A 23,738-nucleotide genomic window follows, 5' to 3' on the forward strand; every position below is an offset into this window, starting at 1 on the left:
TAAAAGAGAGAAAGGGGCACCTCCCTGTGCCCGTTATGCTTCCCTGCGTTACACCCACTAAGCCGTGTGGTTTTGATGCGGTTGCTGCAGCAACTCCTCCAGTGAGACGTTTACGCCTTCCAGGGTAATCAGCTGCGTACTGCTGTACCCCGTGCCGCTGCCGTCACGGTCAATCGACAACACCGTATTGCCGTCCGCGGTATGATCCACTTTCACAAAGTCATTGATATTACTGGTGGAATCATTCCAGCCGATCAGCAGACTGCTGACGTCGATCTTGTCACCCTGCGCGACGCTGAAGTCGGTCCAGGTGTCGTGACCGTTGCCGCCGGTGGCATCTGCGCTGCTCAGCAGGTGGTAAACCAGCGTATCTGCGCCGGCACCGCTGGTAATGGTGTCGTCGTAGGCGCTGCTGGTTAGGCTGTCAGCCGCGGCGCTGCCCGTGATGGTCGGGTGAAGCTCAATGGTAAAGGTGTTGCTGGTGATGGTGCCGTCGGACGACACCAGGGTGTAGGTAAACACCTCCTTATGCGTGATGTTCTGGATATTCACATCCGCGTTCAGGGTATAGGTATAGCTACCGTTGGCGGCGATGGTCAGTACACCAAAGTCCCCGGCCACCGCCGTGCTGCCCACGCTGCTCACGGTGGTGAGATCGCCGTGCTCATTGAGGATGCTCAGCGTGCCGCTGTGGCTGACGTTGCTGTCTCCCCAGATGCTGCCGCTGGCATCATGCTCGCTGCTGGTGGTGGTTTCCGCCGCCAGACTGGTGGTGGCGAACAGCGCGGTGGCCGCACCGTTATGCAGCGTCACCGTCAGCGTCGCCGAGGTCACTGCACCGCTGGCATCCCGCACCGAGTAGGTGAAGGTGTCTGCGGATGGCAGGGTATCGATATCCAGCCCGGCCTTCAGCGTGTAAGTGTAGTTACCCTTAGCATCAATGGTCAGCGTACCGTAGGTGGTGTTGATCACCGTATTGCCGCTGGACGCCACCGCGCTGCTGCCCACCGACGCCACCGCTGTGCCGGACGGAATCGTCCCGGCGATCGAGCTGGTGTCGTTGGTCAGCAGGTTACCGGTGACCGTCGCGGCGGTGGTGACCGCCAGCGTGGTGAAATCCGACACCGTGCTTACCGTGGTGGTTGGCAACACGCTAATGTTGGTGGTGGCTGCCACCACCACCGCATAGTTGCCGGTCCCCAGTCCGGTATAGGTGACGTTTGCCCCTTTCAGCGTACCGATCGTCAGCAGCGCGTTAATGTAGTTGGTCTTGATACTGATCAACTGCCACGAGCCGTTCGCCTGCTGTTCGTACAGGTTTAACGAATAGTTGGCGGCCACGCCGAGACTGGTCACCGAACCGTTGAGCGTCACGGTACGGCTGTCATCGTTACCCACGCTGAACAGGTAAGCATTACCGTTGTTCAGTACGCTGGCATTGAGCACCGTACCCAGCCCCACGGTCAGCAGCGCGGTGTGCGACGAGCTGACCGTACCGTTGTTCACCGTTGCCTGCGTGCTGGTGTAATCCACCTCGTTGCTGTCGTTGGTCGCCACGATGCGAATCGCACCGGTCAGCGAGGCCCCCGGCGAGACGTTACCGGCGCGATCCGTCTGGATCACCGAGAGCGGCGCACCGGTGATCTGCGCGGTGGTGAGCGTCACCGACCAGTTGCCGCCGCTGCCGACCGTGGTGGTGCCGAGCGCGTTGCCGCTGGCATCGCGCACCGTCACCGTGGCCCCGACTTCACCGCTACCGGTGACGAGGGTACCGGCGCTGTTGATCGCCAGCCCGCTTACCGCCGCCGGAGGCAGGGTATCCACATTTACCGTCGCCGTGATGTTGCCGGTGCTGACGTTACCCGCCGCATCGGTCACCGTGGTGCTCAGCGTGTGCGCGCCGTTCGCCAGCGTGGCGGTGGTGAAGCTCCAGCTGCCATCACTACCCGCGGTCACAGAACCAATGGCGCTGGCACCGTCGTAGATGGTGACCACGGCACCCGCTTCCGTGGTGCCGCGCAGCGTTGGCGTGGTATCGCGCGTAAAGGCGCCGTTCGCCAGCGTCACCGGCGTACCGCTGATGTCATCAATGATGGTCAGCGTACTGGCAACCGGCACCACGGTATCGACGATCAGCGTGGTCGACACCTGCGGGCTGACGTTGCCCGCCGGATCGGTCTGCGTCACGTTCAGCGTGTGGCTGCCGTTACTCAGCGCGTTACCCACCACGAAGCTCCAGCTGCCGTTGCTGCCCACCGTGGTGGTGCCCAGCAATGTGGTGCCGTCGTACACCGTGATGCGCGCGCCCGCCTCGCCGTTGCCGCTCAGCAGCGGCGTGCTATCGTTGGTGACGCCATTATTCGGAATGGTCACCGCCGTGCTGCCGTTGTTGTTGAGCGCCAGCAGATTGGTGATGGCCGCCGGTGCCGTGGTATCGATGATCACCGTGGCCGCGGTGGTGCCGCTGACGTTACCTGCGGCATCCGTTACCGTCACCGTGATCGGGTGCGGCCCGGCGCTAAGCGCCGTCAGAGGCGTGAAGCTCCAGCTACCGTCCGCCTGCACAATCGCCGTACCCAGTGCCAGACCGTTGTCCAGAATGGTGACGCGTGCCCCGGCCTCCGCCGCGCTGACGCTGCCGCGCAGCGTTGGCGTGGTGTCGTTGGTCGCACCGCCGTTAACAATGGTGGCACCGGTCGCATCATTAATAATGGTGAGACTGGTGTTCGCTGGCGCCACCGTATCCACGGTGAGGTTAATCACCTCAGAACGGGGGCTGACGTTGCCCGCGCTGTCGGTCACCGTCACGCTCAGCGCGTGGGCGGCATTACTCAGCGTCGGCGAGACGAAGCTCCAGCTGCCGCTGGCGTTAGCCTGCACCGTTCCGAGCAGCGTGTTGCCATCGTAAACCGTGACAATCGCGTTCGCTTCCGCCGTGCCCTGCAGCGTCGGCGTGCTGTCGTTGGTGACTCCGTTATTAACGATAGCCACACCGGTGACGTCGTTGGTCAGCGTCAGTCCGGTTGCCGCCAGCGGCGGCGCGGTGTCGACGGTCAGCGCAAGGGACGCTGCGGGACCGGTATTGCCGGCCGCATCGGTGGCCGTCACGCTGAAGGTGTGTAAACCGTCAGACAGGGTGCCGGTGACGAAGCTCCAGCTGCCGTTGCTGGCGGCGGTTACCGAACCCAGCACCGTATCACCATCGCGGATGGTCACGATGCTGTTGGCTTCCGCCGTACCGCTCAGGCGTGGCGTGCTGTCATTGGTGACGCCACCCGCCGCAATCGCCACCGGCGTGCTGCCGTTGTTGTTCACCGCTGCCAGCCCGGTGATAGCCACCGGCGGCGTGGTGTCGATCACCAGCGTGGCGCTGGTGGTGGCACTGACGTTACCGGCCGCATCGGTGACCGTGACGTTGAGCGTATGGAGCGTTTCGCTCAGCGCCGCGGCTGGCGTCAGTGTCCAGTTGCCGTCACTGCCCACCAGCGCGGAACCGACCAGCGTGGTGCCATCCAGTACGGTGACGATGCTGCCCGCCTCCGCCCGGCCGCTCAGCACCGGCGTGCTATCACTGGTCACGCCGCCATTCGGGATGACGCTGCCGCTGACGTCGTTGGTGACCACCAGCGTGGCCGCGCCCGGCGCAACGGTATCGACGGTGATAGTCACCGGCGTGGTGCGCGGGCCGGTATTGCCCGCCGCATCGGTGACCGCCACGCTCAGCGCATGCGCGCCGTTACCCAGCGTCGGCGAGACAAAGCTCCACGCGCCGCTGCCGTTCACGAGCGCCGTGCCGAGCAGCGTATTGCCGTCATAAACGCTAACCGTGGTGTTGGCCTCGGCGCTGCCGCTCAGCGTTGGCGTGGTATCGTTAGTCGCGCCGCCAGCCGGTATGCTGACGCCGGTAACATCGTTAGTGATGGTCAGGTTGGTGGCCACCAGCGGTGGCGTCGCATCAACGATCAGCGTCACGCTGAGCGCCTCGCCGGTGTTACCCGCCGCGTCTGTTTCCGTGACGCTGAAGGTATGGCTGCCGTCGCTCAGTGCCGCAGAGGTGTAACTCCAGTTACCGCTACTGCCGACCGTCAGCGAGGCCACCACATCGCCATCGAGGCGAATCGTCACCACGCTGCCCGCCTCTGCCACACCGCGTAACAGCGGCGTGTTGTCATTAGTGGTACCGCCGTCAGCAATCGTCACCGGCGTGCTGCCGTTGTTGTTGCTGGCCGTCAGCGTCAGATCGTCCGGCGCCAGGGTATCAACGATCACCGTCGCGCTGGTGCTGGTGCTGACGTTGCCCGCCGCATCGGTCACCGAAACGCTCAGGGTGTGCGATCCTTCACTCAGCGCTGTCGCTGGCGTGTAGCTCCAGTTGCCGCCGGACGGCACGGTCAGCGTGGTCAGCACATCACCATTATTCAGGATGGTGACCGTGCTGCCCGCTTCCGCTACGCCGCTCAGGGTTGGCGTGGCATCGCTGCTGTAGCCGCCGTTGAGCACCGGCTGCGCGGTATCATCGTTGGTGATGACCAGCGTCGAAGCGTTCGGTGCGATGCTGTCCACAGTGAAGTTAAGCGCCGCGGTGAGAGCACTGCTGTTCCCCGCCGCATCGCTGACGCCCACGCTCAGCGCGTGCGTCCCTTCGCTCAATGCAGGCGTGGTCAGCGTCCAGCTTCCCCCTGCGCCCACCACCACCGACGCGATAGCGGTGTTGCCATCGTACACTGTGACCAGGCTGCCCACTTCGGCGCTGCCACTGAGTACCGGCGTGTTGTCATTGATGACGCTGCCGTCGCTAATCGGCACCGCCGTGCCGCTGCGATCGTTGCTGATCACCACATCAGCGGCCACCGCCGGCGCGGTGATATCCACGGTGAAGCCGAGGGTAGCCGATGGCGTCCCCTCATCACCGCCAGGGTTTTGCGCGGTAATGTAGTATGCGTAGCTGCCTTCAGCCAGTGTCGGCGTATAGCTCCACTGGCCGTTAGCATCCGCCGTAACGCTGGTGATTACCTCACCCGTAATGCCGTTATAGATACGTATGGTTTGATCGGCTAAGGCAGAGCCGCTGAGCGTTGGCGTGGTGTCGCGGGTTACCGCACCGTCTGCCAGCGTCACCAGCGTCGTGCCCGTGTCGTCAGTGATTTGCAGCGTCGAGGTGGCTGGCGGCAGATCGGCCTGCACGTTAAGGCTGAACGCCGGCGTCGCCGTACTGACGTTGCCCGCCGCATCGGTGACGGTCACGGTGAAGCTGTGAGGTCCGTTGTTGAGCGCCGCGGTCGTAAAGCTCCAGGCACCGCCAGAGCCGGTCAGCGCAGTGCCCAGCAGCGTGGTGCCATCGTAGATGTTCACCGTGCTGCCGGCTTCTGCCGTGCCGCTCAGGGTTGGCGTGTTGTCATCGGTCGACGCGCCGTCATCCAGCGGGCCCGTCGTGCCGCCCACGTTATCGGCGACCACCAGGTCAGGAACCGCGTCTGGCACCAGCGTATCGACGGTGATATTCACCGGCCCCGCCGGTTCGCTGACGTTGCCAGCGGCATCCACCACCTGCACCGAGAAGGCGTAGCTGCCATCCTGCAGCGCGCTGGTTTCAAAGCGCCATACGCCATTGGCATCGGCGACCACCGAGCCAATCACCGTATCGTCCTGCAGCAGATTGATGATGGCACCGGCCTGCGCCGTTCCGCTCAGTACCGGCGTGGTGTCGTTGGTAAAGCTGCCATCCACCAGCGGCAGTGCGGTCGGACCGTTGTTGGCGTTGACCTCAAACGACAGCACCGGATCCGGCCCGACGGTGTTAACCGTCACGCCAATGCTCACCGGGTCGCTGACGTTACCCGCGTTGTCACTGACGACGACCGTCAGCGTGTAGCTGCCGTTATCCAGCGGCGACGTATTCAGGCTCCAGTTGCCTTCGCTGTCCACCGTCGCCGACCCCACCAGCACGTTGCCGTTGTACACGTTGACGAGACCACCCGCCTCACCGCTGCCGCTCAGCAGTGGCGTGTTGTCGTTGGTGGCGCCACCATTGGCGATGGTGACAAGGTTATCCGGATCGTTGTCATTCTGCAGCAGCACGGCGCTGACCGGCTGCGGCGGCGTGGCATCAACCTGAACGGTGAAGCTGGAAGACGGCGCACTGACGTTGCCGAGGCTGTCCGTCACCGTGGCCGTCAGGGTGTGCTGACCATCGGTGAGCACGGGCGACAGGAACACCCATTCGCCGGCCGCATTGGCGGTGGTCGAACCCAGCACCACATTGCCATCGTAAATGGTCACCAGGCTGTCAGCCTCCGCCGTACCGCTCAGGCGTGGCGTGTTGTCATTGGTAAAGGTGCCATCGGGCACCAGTACCAGATCGGTACCGTTGTCGTTATTCACTTCCAGCGTGGCCTGGGCCGGAGCCTGGTTATCCACGGTAAAGGTAATCGGTGCCGACGCCGGTCCGGTGTTACCGGCCGCATCGGTGACTGTCACCGTCAGGCTGTGCGACGTGTTGGTGAGGGTTGGCACGTTGAAACTCCACGCGCCGTCACTGCCCGCAATCGCCGTACCAATCGGCGCGCCATTATCCAGAATGTTCACCGTGCTGCCCGGCTCAGCAACGCCCGCCAGCAGCGGCGTGGTATCGCTGGTGGTCGATCCCGACGGAATATCCACCAGCGCACTGCCGTTGTCATTGGAGAGACTGATTTCCGTCACCTGATCCGGTGCGGTGGCGTCAATCACCAGCTGTGCCGTGACCGGCGCGCTGACGTTGCCCGCCGCGTCGCGCGCCACAACGGTTAAGGTGTAGCTGCCGTCACTCAGCGCGCTGGCCGGCGTGAAGCTCCAGCTGCCGCTGCTGCCCACAGTGACGCTGCCCACCGGACCGTTCTGCGAGGTAATCACAATCAGGCTGCCCGGATCGCCGCTGCCGCTCAGCACCGGCGTGTTGTCACTGGTTAAGCCGCCGTTCGGGATGGTGACCGGATCGCCGTTGCCATTGTCGCTGGCGACGCTCAACTGGGTGACCGCCGACGGTGCTACGGTATCGACGGTGATCGCCACACTGGCGCTCGGTGCGCTGACATTGCCGGCGACGTCGGTGACCGTCACGCTGAGGCTGTGCGAGCCATCGGTCAGTTCAGGTGAGAAGGTCCATGCGCCGTCGTTACCTGCCGTCGCCGTGCCGATAGGCGTCTGTCCGTCATAGACGATGATGGTGCTGTTCGGCTCTGCCGTTCCGCTGAGCAGCGGCGTGCTGTCATTGGTGTTGCTGCCTGAGGTGATTGGCGTGGCCGGATCGACATTGTTGTTCACCAGCAGCAGATCGACGACCGCGTCCGGCGCCGTGGTATCCACGGTAAAGCTAATCGGCGCGGAAGGATCGCTGACGTTACCCGCCGCATCAGTCACCGTTACCGTCAGGCTGTGATCGCCCTCGTCCAGCGTACCGGTAACAAACTGCCAGCTGCCATCGGCGCCCACGGTCACAGAACCGATCGGCGTCGTGCTGTCGCCATCGTAGACAGTGATGATACTGCCCGCCGTGGCGCTGCCGGAGAGCTGCGGCGTGGTGTCGTTGGTCGCGCCATTGGCGGCTATCGCCACCAGCGTGCTGCCGTCGTTATTGCTCAGCACCACATCCACTGGCGCTGCTGGTGGCGTGAGATCAACGGTGAAGGTGTACGGCGCGGACTCCGGCCCGACGTTGCCTGCCGGATCGGTGACGCTGGCCGTCAGGCTGTGACTGCCCGCTTCCAGGGCGGTATCAGGCGTGAAGCGCCAGCTGCCGTCATTGCCGGCGTTAGCCGAGCCGATGATCACGCCGTTGTCGCGCACGATCACCACGCTGTCAGGCTCGGCGCTACCGCTCAACACCGGTGTGGTGTCGTTGGTCGCCCCGCCAGAGGCCACCGGTACGGCCGGATCAACCTCATCGTTCACCAGCAGCAGGCCGGTCGGCTCGGCCGGTGCCGTGGTATCCACGGTAAAATCAATTGCCGCGGACGGTGCGCTAACGTTGCCCGCCGGGCTGGTAACCGTCGTGGTCAGGCTATGTTCGCCCTGGCTCAGCGTCGGTACCGCATAGGTCCATGTGCCACCGGCACCCACCAGCACGCTGCCCAGCACCGTGTTGCCATCGAGGATGGTGACGGTGCTGCCGGCATCGGCGGTGCCGCTCAGCTGCGGCGTGGTGTCGTTGGTCGCGGTGCCGCTGTTAATCGGCTGCAGCGTCTCGCCGTTATCGTTGTTCAGCACGACATCAGCGGCGGCAGACGGTGCGGTGAGATCGATAGTGAAATCAAACGCATCAGACGCCGGCCCGCTGTTGCCCGCCGTGTCGGTGACAATGGTGGTCAGGCTATGCGTGCCCGCCTCCAGTGCCGGATCCGGCGTGAAGCTCCAGTTGCCGTTTGCATCGGCCTGCGCCGAGCCAATCACGCTGCCATTGTCGTAAATCGCGACGAGGCTGCCCGGCTCCGCGCTGCCGCTGAACAACGGCGTGGTGTCATTAGTGACGCCATCCGCCGCGATCGGCAGCGGCGTTGCGCCCTGATCGTTAACCAGCAGCAAGTCTGCGGCGGGCGCCGGATCGGTGAGATCGATGTTCACCTCCAGCGGAGCAGAAGGTGCGCTGGTATTGCCAGCCGGACTGGTTTCGGTCGCCGTCAGGCTGTGCTGCCCCTCGCCCAGCGCAGTGGCTGGCGTGAAGCTCCAGCTGCCGTCGTCGTTGACCGTGGTGGTGCCCAGCACGGTATTGCCATCCGAGACGGTGATGGTGCTGCCGGCGGTGCCGCTGCCGCTCAGGACCGGCGTGGTGTCGTTAGTGGCACCGCTGGTGATCAGCACAGGCGTGCCGCTCTGATCATCACTGAGCTGCACATTGCCCGGCGCGGCTGGCGTGGTGGTATCGATGGTAAAGCTGAGGGCGGCCGAGGGTTCGCTGGTATTGCCAGCGGTATCGGTCACCGTCGCCGTCAGGCTATGGTCGCCCGCTGCCAGCACCGGTGCGGTGAAGCTCCAGCTGCCGTCGTTACCGACGGTGGCGGTGCCCAGTACCGTATCGCCATCGGAAATGGTTACGGTGCTGCCCGGTTCCGCGCGGCCACTCAACACCGGCGTGGTGTCATTGGTGAGGCCATTGCTGACCGGCACCGGTGTGCCGCTCTGGTCGTTGCTGAGCAGCAGCTCGCTGGCCACGGCAGGGGCGCTGGTATCGACGATGACAATCACCGCCGTACTGCCCGGCCCGGTATTGCCCGCCGTGTCGGTAACGGTGGACGTCAGGTTGTGCTGCCCTTCGCTCAGCGGATCGGTCGGGGTGAAGCTCCAGCTGCCGTCGCTGCCTGCCGTCGCCGTGCCCAGCACCGTATCGCCGTCGCTGACGGTCACCGTGCTACCGGGTTCAGCGGTACCGCTCAGGGTTGGCGTGGTGTCATTAGTGCTGCCGCCCGCGGCAACCGGTGTGCCGTCGCCATTGCTGAGCTGCAGATTGCCTGCCGCCGCCGGTGCCTGCGTATCGACGGTGACGGTTACCGGTGTTGACGCCGGTCCGGTGTTGCCGGCCGCATCGGTCACGGTGCTGGTCAGGCTATGGCTGCCATCGCTGAGGGGCGGCGTGGTGAAGCTCCAGTTGCCATCGTTGCCCACCGTGGTGCTGCCAATCACCGTACCGCCATCGGAGATAATCACCACACCGCCAGCTTCGCCGCTGCCGCTCAGGGTTGGCGCAGAGACGTTAGTGCTGCCTGTGCCCAGCGGATCGCCGTCATCGTTGGTCAGCTGGATGCCTGTCGGTGCCGCGGGCGCGACGGTGTCGATGGTGATGGTGATTACCGGCGAATCCGTCACCGTGCCGCTGCCGTTATCGGCGATGGCGCGGAATGCGTAGGTGCCGTCGGCCAGCGCCGCTGGCGTGAAGCTCCACTGTCCGTTGCTGCCCGCGACAACGCTGCCCAAAACCGTGCTGCCGTTGTACAGGGTGACGAGATCGCCCGCCCCGGCCTGGCCACTGAGAATCGGCGTGCTGTCGGTGGTGCTGTCGTTATTGGCCAGTTCGACCAGTGTGCTGCCGTTATCATCGGTGACAATCAGCAGGCTGCTGGTGGCCGGCACGCCCGCCTCAATGTTGACCGTGAACACCGGCGATGCCGGACTGACGTTGCCGGCCGCGTCAGTCACCGTGGTGGTCAGGCTGTGCTGCCCGTTGGTGAGCGCATCTGGCGTAAAGCTCCAGCTGCCGTTGCTGCCGGCGGTAACGCTACCGAGCAGCGTGGTGCCGTCATAGATACGCACCACCGCGCCCGCTTCTGCCGAACCGCTCAGGGTTGGTGTGCGATCGTCGGTGGTCTGGCCGGAAGCCAGCGCGCCGGTGGCGCTGCCCGCGTTATCCGTCACCTGCAGGCCGCTGACGGCGGCAGGCGCGGTGGTGTCAACGCTAAAGGCGATCGGCGTTGATGCCGGGCTGACGTTGCCGGCGGCATCGGTCACCGTGGTGCTCAGGCTGTGATTGCCCTCGCCCAGCGCTGGCGTGGTGAAGCTCCAGCTGCCGTTACTGCCCACGCTGACGCTGCCGAGAACGGTGTTGCCATCGCGAATCGTGACAATACTGCCGGCTTCCGCCGTGCCGCTCAGCAGCGGTGTCGCATCGTTGATCGCGCTGCCGCCCGTCACCGGCTGTGCGGTACTGCCGGCATCGTTCAGCAGTGCCAGATCGCTGGCTGCCGCCGGTGGCGTGGTATCAACCGTAATGTTCAGAGTGACGGTGTTAATCACATTGCCGTCAACGTCGGTAATGGTGGCGCTGAACGCGTGGCCGCCCTCACTCAGGTTGCTCAGGGCAAAGCTCCACTGCCCATTGCCGTCGGCGGTGGTGCTGCCGAGCAGATCGCCGCCGTCAAAGATGCGGACGAGGCTGCCCGCCCGGGTCAGGCCGGCGAGGGTCGGGCTGTCGTCATTGGTGACGGCGCCGTTTTGCAGTGAGACGAGGGTATTGCCGCTGTCGCCCACCAGCTCAATGCTGGCGCTGGCGGGCGGCAGCGCAGCGTCCACATTGACCACAAATTCCGCGGTCGCGCTGCTGACGTTGCCCGCCGCATCAGTTTGCGTAACGGTCAGGCTGTGGCTGCCGTTGCTGAGCGCGGGCGTGGTAAAGCTCCAGCTGCCGTTGGCCCCGACAAGGGTATTGCCCAGGAGCGTGCTGCCGTCGTAAATGCTGATCAGCGCACCGGCTTCGCCGCTGCCGCTCAGGGTAGGTGTGTTGTCATCGGTGGTAGCGCCCGACGTCAGCGGGCCCTGGCTGGCACCCACGTTGTCGATCACCTGCAGATCGCCGATCGCCGCCGGTGCGGTGGTATCGACGGTGACCACGATAGCCGCTGACGCCGGACCGGTGTTGCCGGCGCTGTCGGTTACCGTGGTAGTCAGGCTGTGATTGCCGTCGCTGAGCGCTGGCGTGGTGAAGCTCCAGCTGCCGTTACTGCCGACAATAGCCGTGCCGAGCACGACGTTGCCATCGCGTACCGTAACGGTGCTGCCGGCCTCTGCCGTGCCGCTCAGCACCAGCGTGTTGTCATTGCTGCTGCCGCCGGCGGCAACCGGCGTCACCGTGCCATTGCTGTCGCCGGTCAGCAGCAGATCGCCTGCCGCACCGGGCGCCACGGTATCGATGGTGACCGTCAGGGTGACGGAGGTGGTGACGTTACCGGCGGCGTCGGTGGCAACCGCGCGGAACGCGTAAGTACCATCTGCCAGCGTGGCGGGAGTGAAGCGCCACTGACCGCTGCCGTCGGCAATAGTACTGCCCAGCAGCGTGGTGCCGTTGTACAGCGTGATGACGGCGTTAGCGCTCGCCAGGCCGCTCAGCACCGGCGTGCTGTCTTTGGTGCTGGCGCCATCGCTCAGCGTGCGCAGCGTAGCATCGCTATCGTCGGTAATTTGCAGCGAACTGCTGGTTGACGGCAGGCCCGCCTGAATCGTCACCACAAACGGCGAGGACGCAGCGCTGACGTTGCCGGCAGCGTCCGTCAGCGTCACGGTCAGGCTGTGGCTGCCATTGCTCAGCGCTGGCGTGGTAAAACTCCAGTTGCCGTTCGCGCCCACCAGCGCCGTGCCGAGCAGCGTCTGACCATCGTAAACGCTGACCACAGCGCCCGCTTCACCGCGGCCGCTCAGGGTCGGCGTGTTGTCATCGCTGCTCGATCCGTTTGGTACCGGCGTGGTGCTGCCGCCGCTGTTGTTGGTCAGGGACACGTCCGTGGCCACTGCCGGTGGCTGCGTATCGACAGTGAAATCAACCGGGCTGGTGGCCGGACTGGTGTTGCCGGCAGCATCGGTAACGGTAACCGTCAGGCTGTGCTGCCCTTCACCCAGAGCGGGTGTCGTGAAGCTCCAGCGGCCATCGGCACCGACGGTGACCGTACCCAGCAGCGTGGTGCCGTCGTAAATACTGACAATGGTCCCCGCTTCGGCCGTGCCGCTTAGCGTAGGCGTGTTGTCATCGGTGCTGGTGCCGCCCGTGATAGCGCCCTGCACGCTGCCCGCGTTATCCGTGATCAGCAGATCGCTGACTGCCGCCGGTGCCGTGGTATCACCGCCGCCGCCATTGTCGCCGCCGCCGTTATCCCCACCGCCGCCGCCGCCACCGCCGTTGTTACCGGCGATCAGCGCACCGATACCGGCCAGCGCGGCGCCGGCGATACCAAAGGCGGTCAGTGTTCCGTCACCCGTGACGTTTTCCGCTAACAGCCCTTCCGTGCTGTCGATAGAGACAAACTGGAAGCCTTCTGTGCCGGGATCTTCCACCCACCACAGCGCGCCTTTGTCGTCCTGCAGCACCAGATCGCTGTCGCCGTTAGCATCGTAGAATTTATGAATAACAACGACTTCACCGGATTTAGTGGTGACCACTAAATCACTACCATTGCGTGTGAAAGACTTAATATCAGCCTGATTAAGGTTGAGCTTAACCACACTGGGAGCAGTCAAATTAACCTGATTACCGCTCACTTCAGTAGCAATCGTTCCGCCTTTAGGCGTTACAGAGATATTGTTCATTTTATCGATATCCCGCGCAGTTATAAGCTTAATGGCATCCATAAAAACGCCCGGTATCGCCAGACACCGGTATTCTTCGCGAATAATTCAATGAATTACTCACATCCTCTCCAGGCCGGTTTCATCTGCCAGAGGCACAGTGAAAACGCGCTGAGTCGTTATTTGCCGCCCGTGCGAAAAATAGCTCTGCCGAACTCTTTTCAGACTTGCGCCAACAAATCAGTGAGATAGACGCTCTTCCAGTGGTAGCCTTGCATGCCGTAAATTGATTTTTGCGACAGCAAATCAACCTGACGTTGATGTTCAACGCCCTCAATAATCACGCCGCGACATAATTGATTGAGGTGGTCGAGCAGAATGTCGAAAGTGCGATCTTCGCCAAATTGCCAAAAAAATTTTTTATCAATCTTGACGATGTCGAATATTCCGCTATCGAGCATGGTCAGGTTGGAATAACCCGGACCAAAGTCATCGAGCCATAACGGGGCCGGCGTGATTTTGGCTACGCCTTTCAGGATCAACAGGTCGGCGCTATTAAAGCGTGCGGTGAAGAAGGCAGAGATTTCCAGCCGTAATCGCGTCAGCGCGGCCAGTTTTCTTTGTATTTCAGCATCTTTAAAAATGCCTGAAACAATATCTCTGTCTACATTAACGCTGATGACCTGCTCAAACCCCGCATGGTAAAGCTGAATAAGTTTTTCGACCTGGTGGAGGAATAACTGCCATTTTTCGTCAGCAGAAAGCCAACTGAAGAACCCTGCATCCCTGTCAGGGTTACGCTTATTATTGGTATCTGCATCATCTGCGAAACGCGTCAACAATTCCCATGCCACCACTTCACCGGAAATAGCGTGAACCGGCTCCAGCATCAGAATGTAGTCGGATTTGCAGCGCATTTTACGATCCTTACACTGGCTGATAGCGCGTTAAACCGTCAGCTTTTCTCATGTGATTCGTAAGGGAAACATCGATAAAACTTAACACCTTAACTGAAGGTTAACTTACAACTTACATTTTGAAAAATAGATTTCAGTGAACAACAGCATGAACTTTAATCGTTTAAACCAATCAATAAAGCTTCATTTTCACTGCATGTTTCACATAAAGATCAGATAATTCTTAGGATCTGGATTTTTGCTTATCGGCCCTGACAAAAAATAAAATCCATACTCATTTGATTAATAAGCAATAAATTATACGTCATTGGTATAAATTCTGGCTTTGTCCTTAATATGAGATAATGTACTGCTTAAAGCGGGATTCCAGAAAGCGTCAAAAAAACCGACAGCCTGCACAGCGCTCACCTAACGCCTTATGCTTAAATTTTTATTATATATAGACAGAAACTCATAAAAGAAAGATTGGTCATTAGCGGGCAGGTGCAACACTAAGCCACAGATTTAAAAAACGTTTTTTTCACTACCGATGCGCTTTCGCTGCTGAATTAAGCAGATAGCTTTTGTTAATAAACGGTTTGAATTTGCTGTTTCGGCCGGGATAATTTCAGAGTGATAGCGATCACGAATTGAATAAATGGCGGGAAGGATTGTCAGGGAAGGTGATAATAACGGGCTCCAGCCGGAGCCCGTTGCGGGAAATACACTTACTCGTCTTCGAGATAGGTGTAGCCGTAAAGCCCACTCTCAAACTCTTCAAGGAACTGCGCCCGCAGCTCTTCGTCAATATCCTGCTGCTGTTTTACCTGATCGCGGAATAACGTCATCAGATCGTTAGGATTGAGCTGCACGTATTGCAGCATATCCGCCACGGTATCCCCTTCATCAGACAGCTGCACTTCTACGCTGCCATCCGGGAAGGCGAAGACGTCAACCGCTTCGGTATCGCCAAACAGGTTATGCATATTGCCGAGGATTTCCTGATACGCCCCGACCATGAAGAAGCCCAGCATCGGTGGATTATCCACATCGTACTCCGGCATTGGCATGGTGGTGGCAATACCGTCGCCGTCAACGTAGTGATCAATGGTGCCATCGGAATCACAGGTGATATCCAGCAGTACCGCACGACGCTGCGGAGTTTTATTCAGCCCTTCCAGCGGCAGCACCGGGAACAGCTGATCGATGCCCCACGCATCCGGCATCGACTGGAACAGCGAGAAGTTGACGTAAATCTTGTCCGCCATGCGCTCCTGCAGCTCATCGATGATCGGCCGATGGGCGCGGTTGCTCGGGTCAAGGTGCTGCTGAATATAGTGGCAGATGCTGAGATACAGCTGCTCTGCCCAGGCGCGCTGACCGAGATCGTAGGTGCCTGATGAATAGCCGGTATGGATGTCGAACAGGTCCATCTGGCTGTCATGCAGCCATTCGCGCAGCGAACGGCGTACGCTTGGCTCGTGCATCTCCTGCCAGGTATCCCACAGGCTCTGAATCGGGCGCGGTGAGTCGGCATCCGGTGCGACCGGCGTACTGAATTCATTGCGCTCAACGCCGATGATGTTGGAGACCAGCACGGTATGGTGCGCGGTCACCGCACGCCCCGATTCCGTAATCACGGTCGGATGTTCCAGACCGTGCTCTTCACAGGCGTCGCCGATGGCCCAGATCACGTTATTGGCGTATTCGTTCAGGCCGTAGTTGACCGAGCAGTCTGACTGCGAACGCGTGCCTTCGTAGTCAACCCCAAGCCCGCCGCCGACGTCAAAGCACTTGATGTTGACGCCCAGCTTCGCCAGCTCAACATAGAAGCGCGCCGATTCACGCACGCCGGTGGCGATATCGCGAATATTGGACATCTGCGAGCCGAGGTGGAAATGCAGCAGCTGCAGGCTGTCGAGACGACCCGCTTTGCGCATGATATCGACCAGCTGCAGCACCTGCGATGCCGCCAGACCAAATTTGGATTTCTCGCCGCCACTCGACTGCCACTTACCGGAGCCCTGCGATGCCAGACGGGCGCGAATGCCGAGACGCGGCACCACATTCAGCCGCTCGGCTTCTTCCAGCACCAGGCGCACTTCGGTCATCTTCTCAATCACCAGATAGACTTTATGGCCGAGCTTTTCACCAATCAGCGCCAGACGGATATATTCGCGGTCTTTGTAGCCGTTACACACAATCACCGAGCGGGTTTTCCCGGCGTGCGCCAGCACCGCCATCAGCTCAGCTTTGGAACCCGCCTCCAGCCCCAGCGGCTCGCCGGAGTTGACCAGCGATTCAATCACGCGCTTATGCTGGTTAACTTTGATCGGGTAAACCAGGAAGTAGTCGCCCTTATAGCCGTAGGATTCACGCGCGCGTTTAAAGGCGGCATTAATCGAACGCAGACGGTGCTGCAGAATTTGCGGGAAGCAGAACAGCGCAGGCAGGCGCTGGCCGTCGGCCTCGCGCTCTTTAACCAGCTTCGCCAGGTCAACGCGCACTTCCGGCTGATCCGGATCCGGGCAGACGCTGATGTGGCCGAGTTCGTTGACGTCGTAATAGTTGTTTCCCCACCAGGCAATGTTGTAGGTGCGCAGCATTCTGCTTGCGTCCTGATCGTTCATCGCCACCTCCTGCATCGAGCGGAGTACACCCTGTTCGCCAGCTGACGAACCCTTGATATTCTTCATGTCGTCAGACATCACGAACCTCAATTTTCCGTTGAAATATGAAAAAGTTGCCGGATTTTGCTGCTACTGCGCCGGATGGAAATTTCCTCATTCTGCTTATCTTGCCTCAGCAGGTTACCGTGCGCCTTACTGAGGTTAAGTGTAAAACACCGTGCCGGAAGCGGTGCACAACGGGGCAAAATCGTCCCGCATCACCTCACCACAGGCGAGTGAAACACAGCAGAGAAACTGGGGGAATAGCTTAGCCGGCGCTCGTGTCGGGATAATTACCGCAGCGCAGAAAACTTCGACGAGAGAAAAGAGCAGAACTGGAAATGGAAAGGCGTGCCAGCGCGCCAGAACGGCGCCGTGAACCGAAGAGAGCGAAAATGTGGTTCATTGTTTTTATCACCTCCAGCGCCTGCTAACAGCATGCGGAAACGGAGTGGATGAAAATCAGATCAACAGCCTCTGACAGCGCGACGCACGGGGGCGTCATCCATGGGACAACTGCGGCGTTTTATACAGTCTGACGCGGCAAAATGCAAAATCTTTGTCGGCGCGCTGCGGCGGGTGTCAGGAAAATATTCCAGTTGATCTGTAGCGATAAATGCGGATGGCGAAAAAGCACTGGAAAAACGCGCACTGAGTGACCTAAAATAGCCGTCCAGATGGTTTTCCATCTAAACTGATTAACATCCAGGCGGTGTGAGCCTGGTACGCTGACACTTCCTACTGCTTGCGGCTTTGCCTGAAGGGGCGTCGAGCTGGCATCATCCCGCTTACGCTATGCAGTCGAATTCAAACCATTTGCAAGGTAAAGAACAGAATGGCTAAACACCTTTTTACATCCGAGTCCGTATCAGAAGGACATCCTGATAAAATCGCCGATCAGATTTCCGATGCCGTGCTGGACGCCATCCTTGAACAGGATCCCAAAGCACGCGTCGCCTGCGAAACCTACGTAAAAACCGGTATGGTGCTGGTTGGCGGTGAGATCACCACCAGCGCCTGGGTCGATATCGAAGAGATCACCCGTAATACCGTACGTGAAATCGGCTATGTTCATTCCGATATGGGCTTTGATGCTAACTCCTGTGCGGTGCTGAGCGCGATTGGTAAACAGTCGCCGGACATCAACCAGGGCGTAGACCGTACCGATCCGCTGGAACAGGGCGCGGGCGACCAGGGCCTGATGTTTGGTTACGCGACCAATGAAACCGACGTGCTGATGCCGGCACCGGTGACCTACGCGCACCGTCTGGTGCAGCGTCAGGCTGAAGTGCGTAAAAACGGTACGCTGCCATGGCTGCGCCCGGATGCCAAAAGCCAGATTACCTTCCAGTATGACGGCGGCAAGATTGTCGGTATCGATGCGGTAGTGCTGTCAACTCAGCATTCAGAAGAGATTTCTCAGGCCGATCTGCGTGAAGCGGTGATGGAAGAGATCATCAAGCCGGTACTGCCGACCGAGTGGATCAACGCCAGCACCAAATACCACATCAACCCAACCGGTCGCTTCGTGATCGGCGGCCCGATGGGCGACTGCGGCCTGACCGGTCGTAAAATCATCGTCGATACCTACGGCGGCATGGCCCGTCACGGCGGCGGCGCATTCTCTGGTAAAGATCCGTCGAAGGTTGACCGCTCAGCGGCTTACGCTGCGCGCTACGTGGCAAAAAACATCGTTGCCGCTGGCCTGGCCGATCGCTGCGAAATCCAGGTTTCTTACGCGATTGGCGTGGCAGAACCGACCTCAATCATGGTGGAAACCTTCGGTACCGAGAAAGTTTCAACCGAACAGCTGACGCTGCTGGTGCGTGAGTTCTTCGACCTGCGTCCATACGGTCTGATTCAGATGATGGATCTGCTGAAGCCTATCTACAAAGAAACCGCTGCCTACGGTCACTTTGGTCGTGAACACTTCCCGTGGGAACAGACCGACAAAGCCGCCCAGCTGCGCGAGGCCGCAGGCCTGTAATCAACGCGGGTGCGGGCAACGGCTCTCACCCCGAACTTCTCTTACGGGAGAAGGTAAAATCGAGCCCGCGCAAGCGGGCTTTTTTACCGGCGAAATTTCCACGCTTTCGTCCCTGACCGCTTCCCCTATCCCGCCTTTGCACCATCACACTTTTTGTCTATACCACCGCAGGCGCATTTTTCAGCGCTGTCTACACTGTTAGCACTGCGCTTACAACAAAGTGTTAACGATTACATTTTGAAATCCTTTTAATATCTTCAATTTAGAGATTTTTCAGCGTAGTAACGGTGATGAAAATGCGTTATTTTCAGCGTCGTCTGATAGCCGATATTTATAGTGATGTCAGAAACTTAAAGGGTGCTATACCTTACTGGTTATGTGACTGATTCGGGCAAAAAATGCTGGATTACAGGGTTTCAGCGTGTGTAACCGATTACATCGATGTGATCGCACTCACTTTTTCCCGCAGGCAGCTTACTTAACATTGATAAAAACAAAGATGGATAAACTTCGGAGGCAATATGCCTGGTAATACTCACAAAAGCAGAACCTCAAACAAGGCGATGACCCTGTTTGTCTGCTTTCTGGCCGCTCTGGCGGGCCTGCTGTTCGGTCTGGATATCGGCGTTATCGCCGGTGCTCTGCCCTTCATCGCGAAAGATTTCAACGTTACCGCACATCAGCAGGAGTGGATCGTCAGCTCAATGATGTTCGGTGCTGCGGTCGGTGCCGTGGGCAGCGGCTGGATGTCTTCGCGTCTCGGCCGTAAAAAGAGCCTGATGGCCGGTGCCATCCTGTTCGTTATCGGTTCACTGTGGTCGGCGATGGCGCCAAACCCGGAAATGCTGATTGCCGCACGCGTGGTGCTCGGCCTTGCCGTCGGCGTTGCCTCTTATACCGCCCCGCTGTATCTCTCGGAAATCGCACCGGAGAAGATCCGCGGCAGTATGATTTCCCTGTATCAGCTGATGATCACCATCGGTATTCTCGGCGCTTACCTGTCGGACACCGCGTTCAGTGCCTCGGGCGACTGGCGCTGGATGCTGGGCATCATCACTATTCCGGCGGTGCTGCTGCTGGTTGGCGTGGTGTTCCTGCCAAACAGCCCGCGCTGGCTGGCGGCGAAAGGTGACTTCCGCGATGCACAGCGCGTGCTGGACCGCCTGCGTGACACCAGCGAGCAGGCGAAACGCGAGCTGGATGAGATCCGCGAAAGCCTGAAGATCAAACAGTCCGGCTGGCAGCTGTTCCAGAGCAACAGCAACTTCCGCCGCGCGGTGTTCCTCGGCGTGCTGTTGCAGGTTATGCAGCAGTTCACCGGCATGAACGTCATCATGTACTACGCACCGAAAATCTTCGAAATCGCCGGCTTCGCCAATACCACGCAGCAAATGTGGGGCACCGTGATCGTAGGTCTGGTGAACGTGCTGGCCACCTTTATCGCTATCGGTCTGGTGGATCGCTGGGGCCGTAAACCCACGCTGGTGCTGGGCTTCCTGGTGATGGCAGCCGGCATGGGTATCCTCGGTACCATGCTGCACATTGGCATTAACTCTGCCGGTGAGCAGTACTTTGCCATCGCCATGCTGCTGATGTTCATTGTTGGCTTCGCGATGTCAGCCGGTCCGCTGATTTGGGTACTGTGTTCTGAAATTCAGCCGCTGAAAGGGCGTGATTTTGGTATCACCGTCTCTACCGCGACCAACTGGATTGCCAACATGATCGTTGGTGCCACCTTCCTGACCATGCTGAACTCGCTGGGCAACGCGCCGACTTTCTGGGTCTACGCCGCGCTGAACGTGTTCTTTATTCTGCTGACGGTCGCGCTGATTCCGGAGACCAAAAACGTCTCGCTGGAGCACATCGAGCGCAACCTGATGTCGGGCAAAAAACTGCGCGATATCGGCCAGCAGTAAGGCCAGATGCGTTAACCGGGGCTGCCGCAGGGCGGCCCTTTTTTTATCTGCCGCCTGTGCGCATGCAGTTGCGTACCCCGCTGCAACGCCTTATGCTGCCGCACATGAAAACGCCACGTCTGCCCATCGCCCTGCAACAAGCCGTCATGCGCTCGCTGCGCCATTTTTTGCAGCTGGCTCAGCAAAAACTCGAACGTCATTTCGAAGAGCCGACGCTGGTTTATCAGCAGCGCGGCACGGCCGCAGGCACCGCTTGGCTGGAGCAGTGGCAAATTCGCCTCAACCCGGTGCTGCTGCTGGAAAACCAGCAGGCTTTTATCGATGAAGTGGTGCCGCATGAGCTGGCGCATCTGCTGGTGTGGAAAACCTTCGGCCGCGTGCCGCCGCACGGCAAAGAGTGGAAGTGGATGATGGAGGACGTGCTGGGCGTGCCCGCCCGCCGCACCCATCAGTTCGCAATCACTTCGGTGCGCAGCAATACCTTCCCCTATCGCTGTCGCTGCCAGCAACATCAGCTGACGGTACGCCGCCACAACCGCGTGGTGCGTGGTGAGAGCGAATATCGCTGCGTGCATTGCGGTACGCTGCTGCAACCCGGTGAATACGCAGCGGATTAGTCCGCGATTCTCATTCCCCGCGCCCGACCATTCTGTTACCCTGCCGCCCTTTTTCGGTACCAGGTTACTTTTTGGAATATGTCTCGCAAAACGCTGTTATTACTCTCTCTGCTGGTCGCGCCGCTCAGTGCGTACAGCCTCAGTCTCACCCATTACAACCAGAACAATTTTCAGCAGGCGAAAGTGGTCGCGGCAAAGATCAACGCGGATGCGCCGGCGGATTTTTACTGCGGCTGCAAAATCAGCTGGCACGGTAAAAAAGGCGTGCCGGATCTCAGCAGCTGCGGCTATAGCGTGCGCAAGAACGCCAACCGCGCGGAACGCATCGAGTGGGAACACGTCATGCCGGCGTGGGAGTTTGGTCATCAGCGTCAGTGCTGGCAAAATGGCGGACGCAAAAACTGCAGCAAAGACGCAGATTACCGCCGCATCGAAAGCGATCTGCACAACCTGCAGCCAGCCATCGGCGAAGTGAACGGTGACCGCAATAACTTCCAGTACAGCCAGTGGAACGGTGGCGAGCAGCAGTACGGTCAGTGCAGCATGAAGATCGATTTTAAGCAGAAGCGCGCCGAGCCTCCCGAGCGCGCGCGCGGCGCCATCGCCCGCACCTACTTCTATATGCGCGACCAGTATCATCTGCGCCTGTCACGCCAGCAAACCCAGCTGTTCACCGCGTGGAACAAGCAGTATCCGGTCACGCCGTGGGAGTGCGAACGTGACCAGCGCATCGCCACGGTGCAGGGAAATCACAATTCCTGGGTACAGCAGGCTTGCCAGCGCTGAAAGCGCTACCCTACACTAGCTTTTTTCGATTGGGCCGCATCGCGCGATGCGGCATAACGCCGGCAGGAACCGCATGCGCATACCCCGCATTTATCACCCCGAAGCTCTAACCGTTAACAGTGAAGTTCTGCTTGATGAGGATGCCGCCAACCACGTCGGCCGCGTGTTGCGTATGAGCGCCGGACAGCAGATCGAGCTGTTTGATGGCAGTAATCTGACTTTTAGCGCCGAAATCACCCAGGCCGACAAAAAGCGTGTAAAAGTAAAGGTCCTTGCCAGCCAGCCTGATGATCGCGAATCTCCGCTGCACTTACACCTCGGTCAGGTGATGTCGCGCGGTGAAAAAATGGAATTCACTATCCAGAAATCGATCGAACTGGGCGTGAATGTGATTACGCCCTTGTTTTCTGAACGCTGTGGCGTAAAGCTGGATGCCGAACGCCTGGCGAAAAAGATTCAGCAGTGGCAGAAAATTGCCATCGCCGCCTGCGAGCAGTGCGGTCGTAATCGCGTGCCGGAAATCCGCGCCGCGATGACGCTCGAAGCCTGGTGCGCCGAAGCGGATGACGGCCTGAAGCTCAATCTGCATCCGCGCGCCAGTCACAGCATCAATACGCTGCCGCAGCCGGTTGAGCGCGTACGGCTGCTGATTGGCCCGGAAGGCGGCCTGTCGGCAGAGGAAATTGCCATGACGGCGCAGCACGGCTTTACCGATATCCTGCTCGGTCCGCGCGTTTTGCGCACCGAAACCACGGCGCTCACCGCCATCACGGCACTTCAGGTGAGGTTTGGTGACCTCGGTTAAGGGATACTTTCAGCCCGAAGACACACGCAGATAACTGACCAGCACAACGCTTTCGCACGGAACGGGGTGGCTGAATTCCCCTTTGAGGAGAGAATAATGATTAAGCTTGGCATCGTTATGGACCCGATTTCGTCCATCAACATTAAAAAAGACTCCAGCTTCGCCATGTTGCTGGAAGCACAGCGCCGCGGTTATGAAATTCACTACATGGAGATGGGCGATCTGTCGCTGCGTGGTGGCGTGACTTACGCGCGCACCCGGCTGCTGAGCGTCGAGCAGAACTACGATCAGTGGTATACGTTTGGCAGCGAGCAGACTATCCCGCTGGCCGATCTTAACGTGGTGCTGATGCGTAAAGACCCGCCGTTTGATACCGAGTTCATTTACGCAACCTATCTGCTGGAGCGCGCGGAAGAGCAAGGCACGCTGATCGTTAACAAACCGCAGAGCCTGCGTGACTGCAACGAAAAACTCTACACCGCCTGGTTTGCCGACCTGACGCCAGACACGCTGGTGACGCGCAACAAAGAGCAGCTGCGCGCGTTCTGGCAGGAGCATGGCGATGTAATCTTCAAGCCGCTCGACGGCATGGGCGGCGCGTCGATTTTCCGCATCAAAAAAGATGATGCCAACTTCGGCGTGATCACTGAAACGCTGACCAACCACGGTCAGTTCTTCTGCATGGCGCAAAATTATCTGCCGGCGATCAAAGACGGTGATAAACGCGTGCTGGTGGTCGATGGTGAACCGGTGCCATACTGCCTGGCACGCATTCCGCAGGGCGGCGAAACCCGTGGCAACCTCGCCGCCGGTGGCCGCGGCGAAGCCCGTCCGCTGAGCGACAGCGACTGGGAAATTGCCCGACGCGTAGGTCCGACATTGAAAGCCAAAGGGCTGATTTTTGTCGGCCTCGATATTATCGGTGATAAACTGACAGAAGTTAACGTCACCAGCCCAACCTGCATCCGCGAAATCGAGGCGGCGTTCCCGGTCTCCATCACCGGCATGCTGATGGACGCGATTGAAAAACGTTTGGGCTGAG

At 59.9% G+C, this 23,738-nt stretch carries 9 protein-coding genes; 6 read left to right on the top strand and 3 right to left on the bottom strand.

The window, feature by feature from the left end:
• Positions 1–57 precede the first annotated feature (57 nt).
• The 3 genes from OXR61_RS15855 to speA all read right to left on the bottom strand — a co-directional run bounded on the left by OXR61_RS15855 (position 58) and on the right by speA (position 16,624).
• Positions 58–13,041, bottom strand: a complete 12,984-nt coding sequence (locus OXR61_RS15855; protein ID WP_031279467.1) for an Ig-like domain-containing protein — start codon at positions 13,039–13,041, stop codon at positions 58–60.
• Positions 13,042–13,241: 200 nt separating this feature from the next.
• Positions 13,242–13,937, bottom strand: coding sequence for an EAL domain-containing protein (locus OXR61_RS15860; RefSeq protein ID WP_267412369.1), 696 nt, complete (start codon positions 13,935–13,937; stop codon positions 13,242–13,244).
• 707 nt (positions 13,938–14,644) lie between these two features.
• Positions 14,645–16,624 carry a biosynthetic arginine decarboxylase gene (speA, locus tag OXR61_RS15865; protein WP_071813582.1) on the bottom strand — a complete coding sequence of 660 codons (1,980 nt, stop codon included), beginning with the start codon at positions 16,622–16,624 and terminating at the stop codon, positions 14,645–14,647.
• Between the two features lie 796 nt (positions 16,625–17,420).
• Here speA and metK point away from each other — a divergent pair.
• The 6 genes from metK to gshB all read left to right on the top strand — a co-directional run bounded on the left by metK (position 17,421) and on the right by gshB (position 23,737).
• On the top strand, positions 17,421–18,572 hold the full coding sequence (gene metK, locus OXR61_RS15870; protein WP_021506636.1) for a methionine adenosyltransferase: 1,152 nt from the start codon (positions 17,421–17,423) through the stop codon (positions 18,570–18,572).
• A gap of 521 nt (positions 18,573–19,093) precedes the next feature.
• Entirely contained in the window at positions 19,094–20,488 is a 1,395-nt protein-coding gene (locus tag OXR61_RS15875; RefSeq protein ID WP_031279461.1) for a sugar porter family MFS transporter, read from the top strand.
• Between the two features lie 104 nt (positions 20,489–20,592).
• The gene (locus OXR61_RS15880; protein ID WP_088517903.1) at positions 20,593–21,105 is read left to right on the top strand and encodes a SprT family zinc-dependent metalloprotease; all 513 of its coding nucleotides are present in this window, start codon (positions 20,593–20,595) and stop codon (positions 21,103–21,105) included.
• Between the two features lie 78 nt (positions 21,106–21,183).
• Positions 21,184–21,891, top strand: a complete 708-nt coding sequence (endA, locus tag OXR61_RS15885; protein ID WP_021506633.1) for a deoxyribonuclease I — start codon at positions 21,184–21,186, stop codon at positions 21,889–21,891.
• Positions 21,892–21,964: 73 nt separating this feature from the next.
• Positions 21,965–22,696, top strand: a complete 732-nt coding sequence (rsmE, locus tag OXR61_RS15890) for a 16S rRNA (uracil(1498)-N(3))-methyltransferase (RefSeq protein WP_021506632.1) — start codon at positions 21,965–21,967, stop codon at positions 22,694–22,696.
• 96 nt (positions 22,697–22,792) lie between these two features.
• Complete coding sequence (gshB, locus tag OXR61_RS15895) at positions 22,793–23,737, top strand: glutathione synthase (RefSeq protein WP_021506631.1); 945 nt, start codon at positions 22,793–22,795, stop codon at positions 23,735–23,737.
• Position 23,738 lies beyond the last annotated feature (1 nt).

The organism is Pantoea sp. GM_Pan_4, assembly GCF_026541005.1.
GTDB lineage: Bacteria > Pseudomonadota > Gammaproteobacteria > Enterobacterales > Enterobacteriaceae > Pantoea > Pantoea dispersa.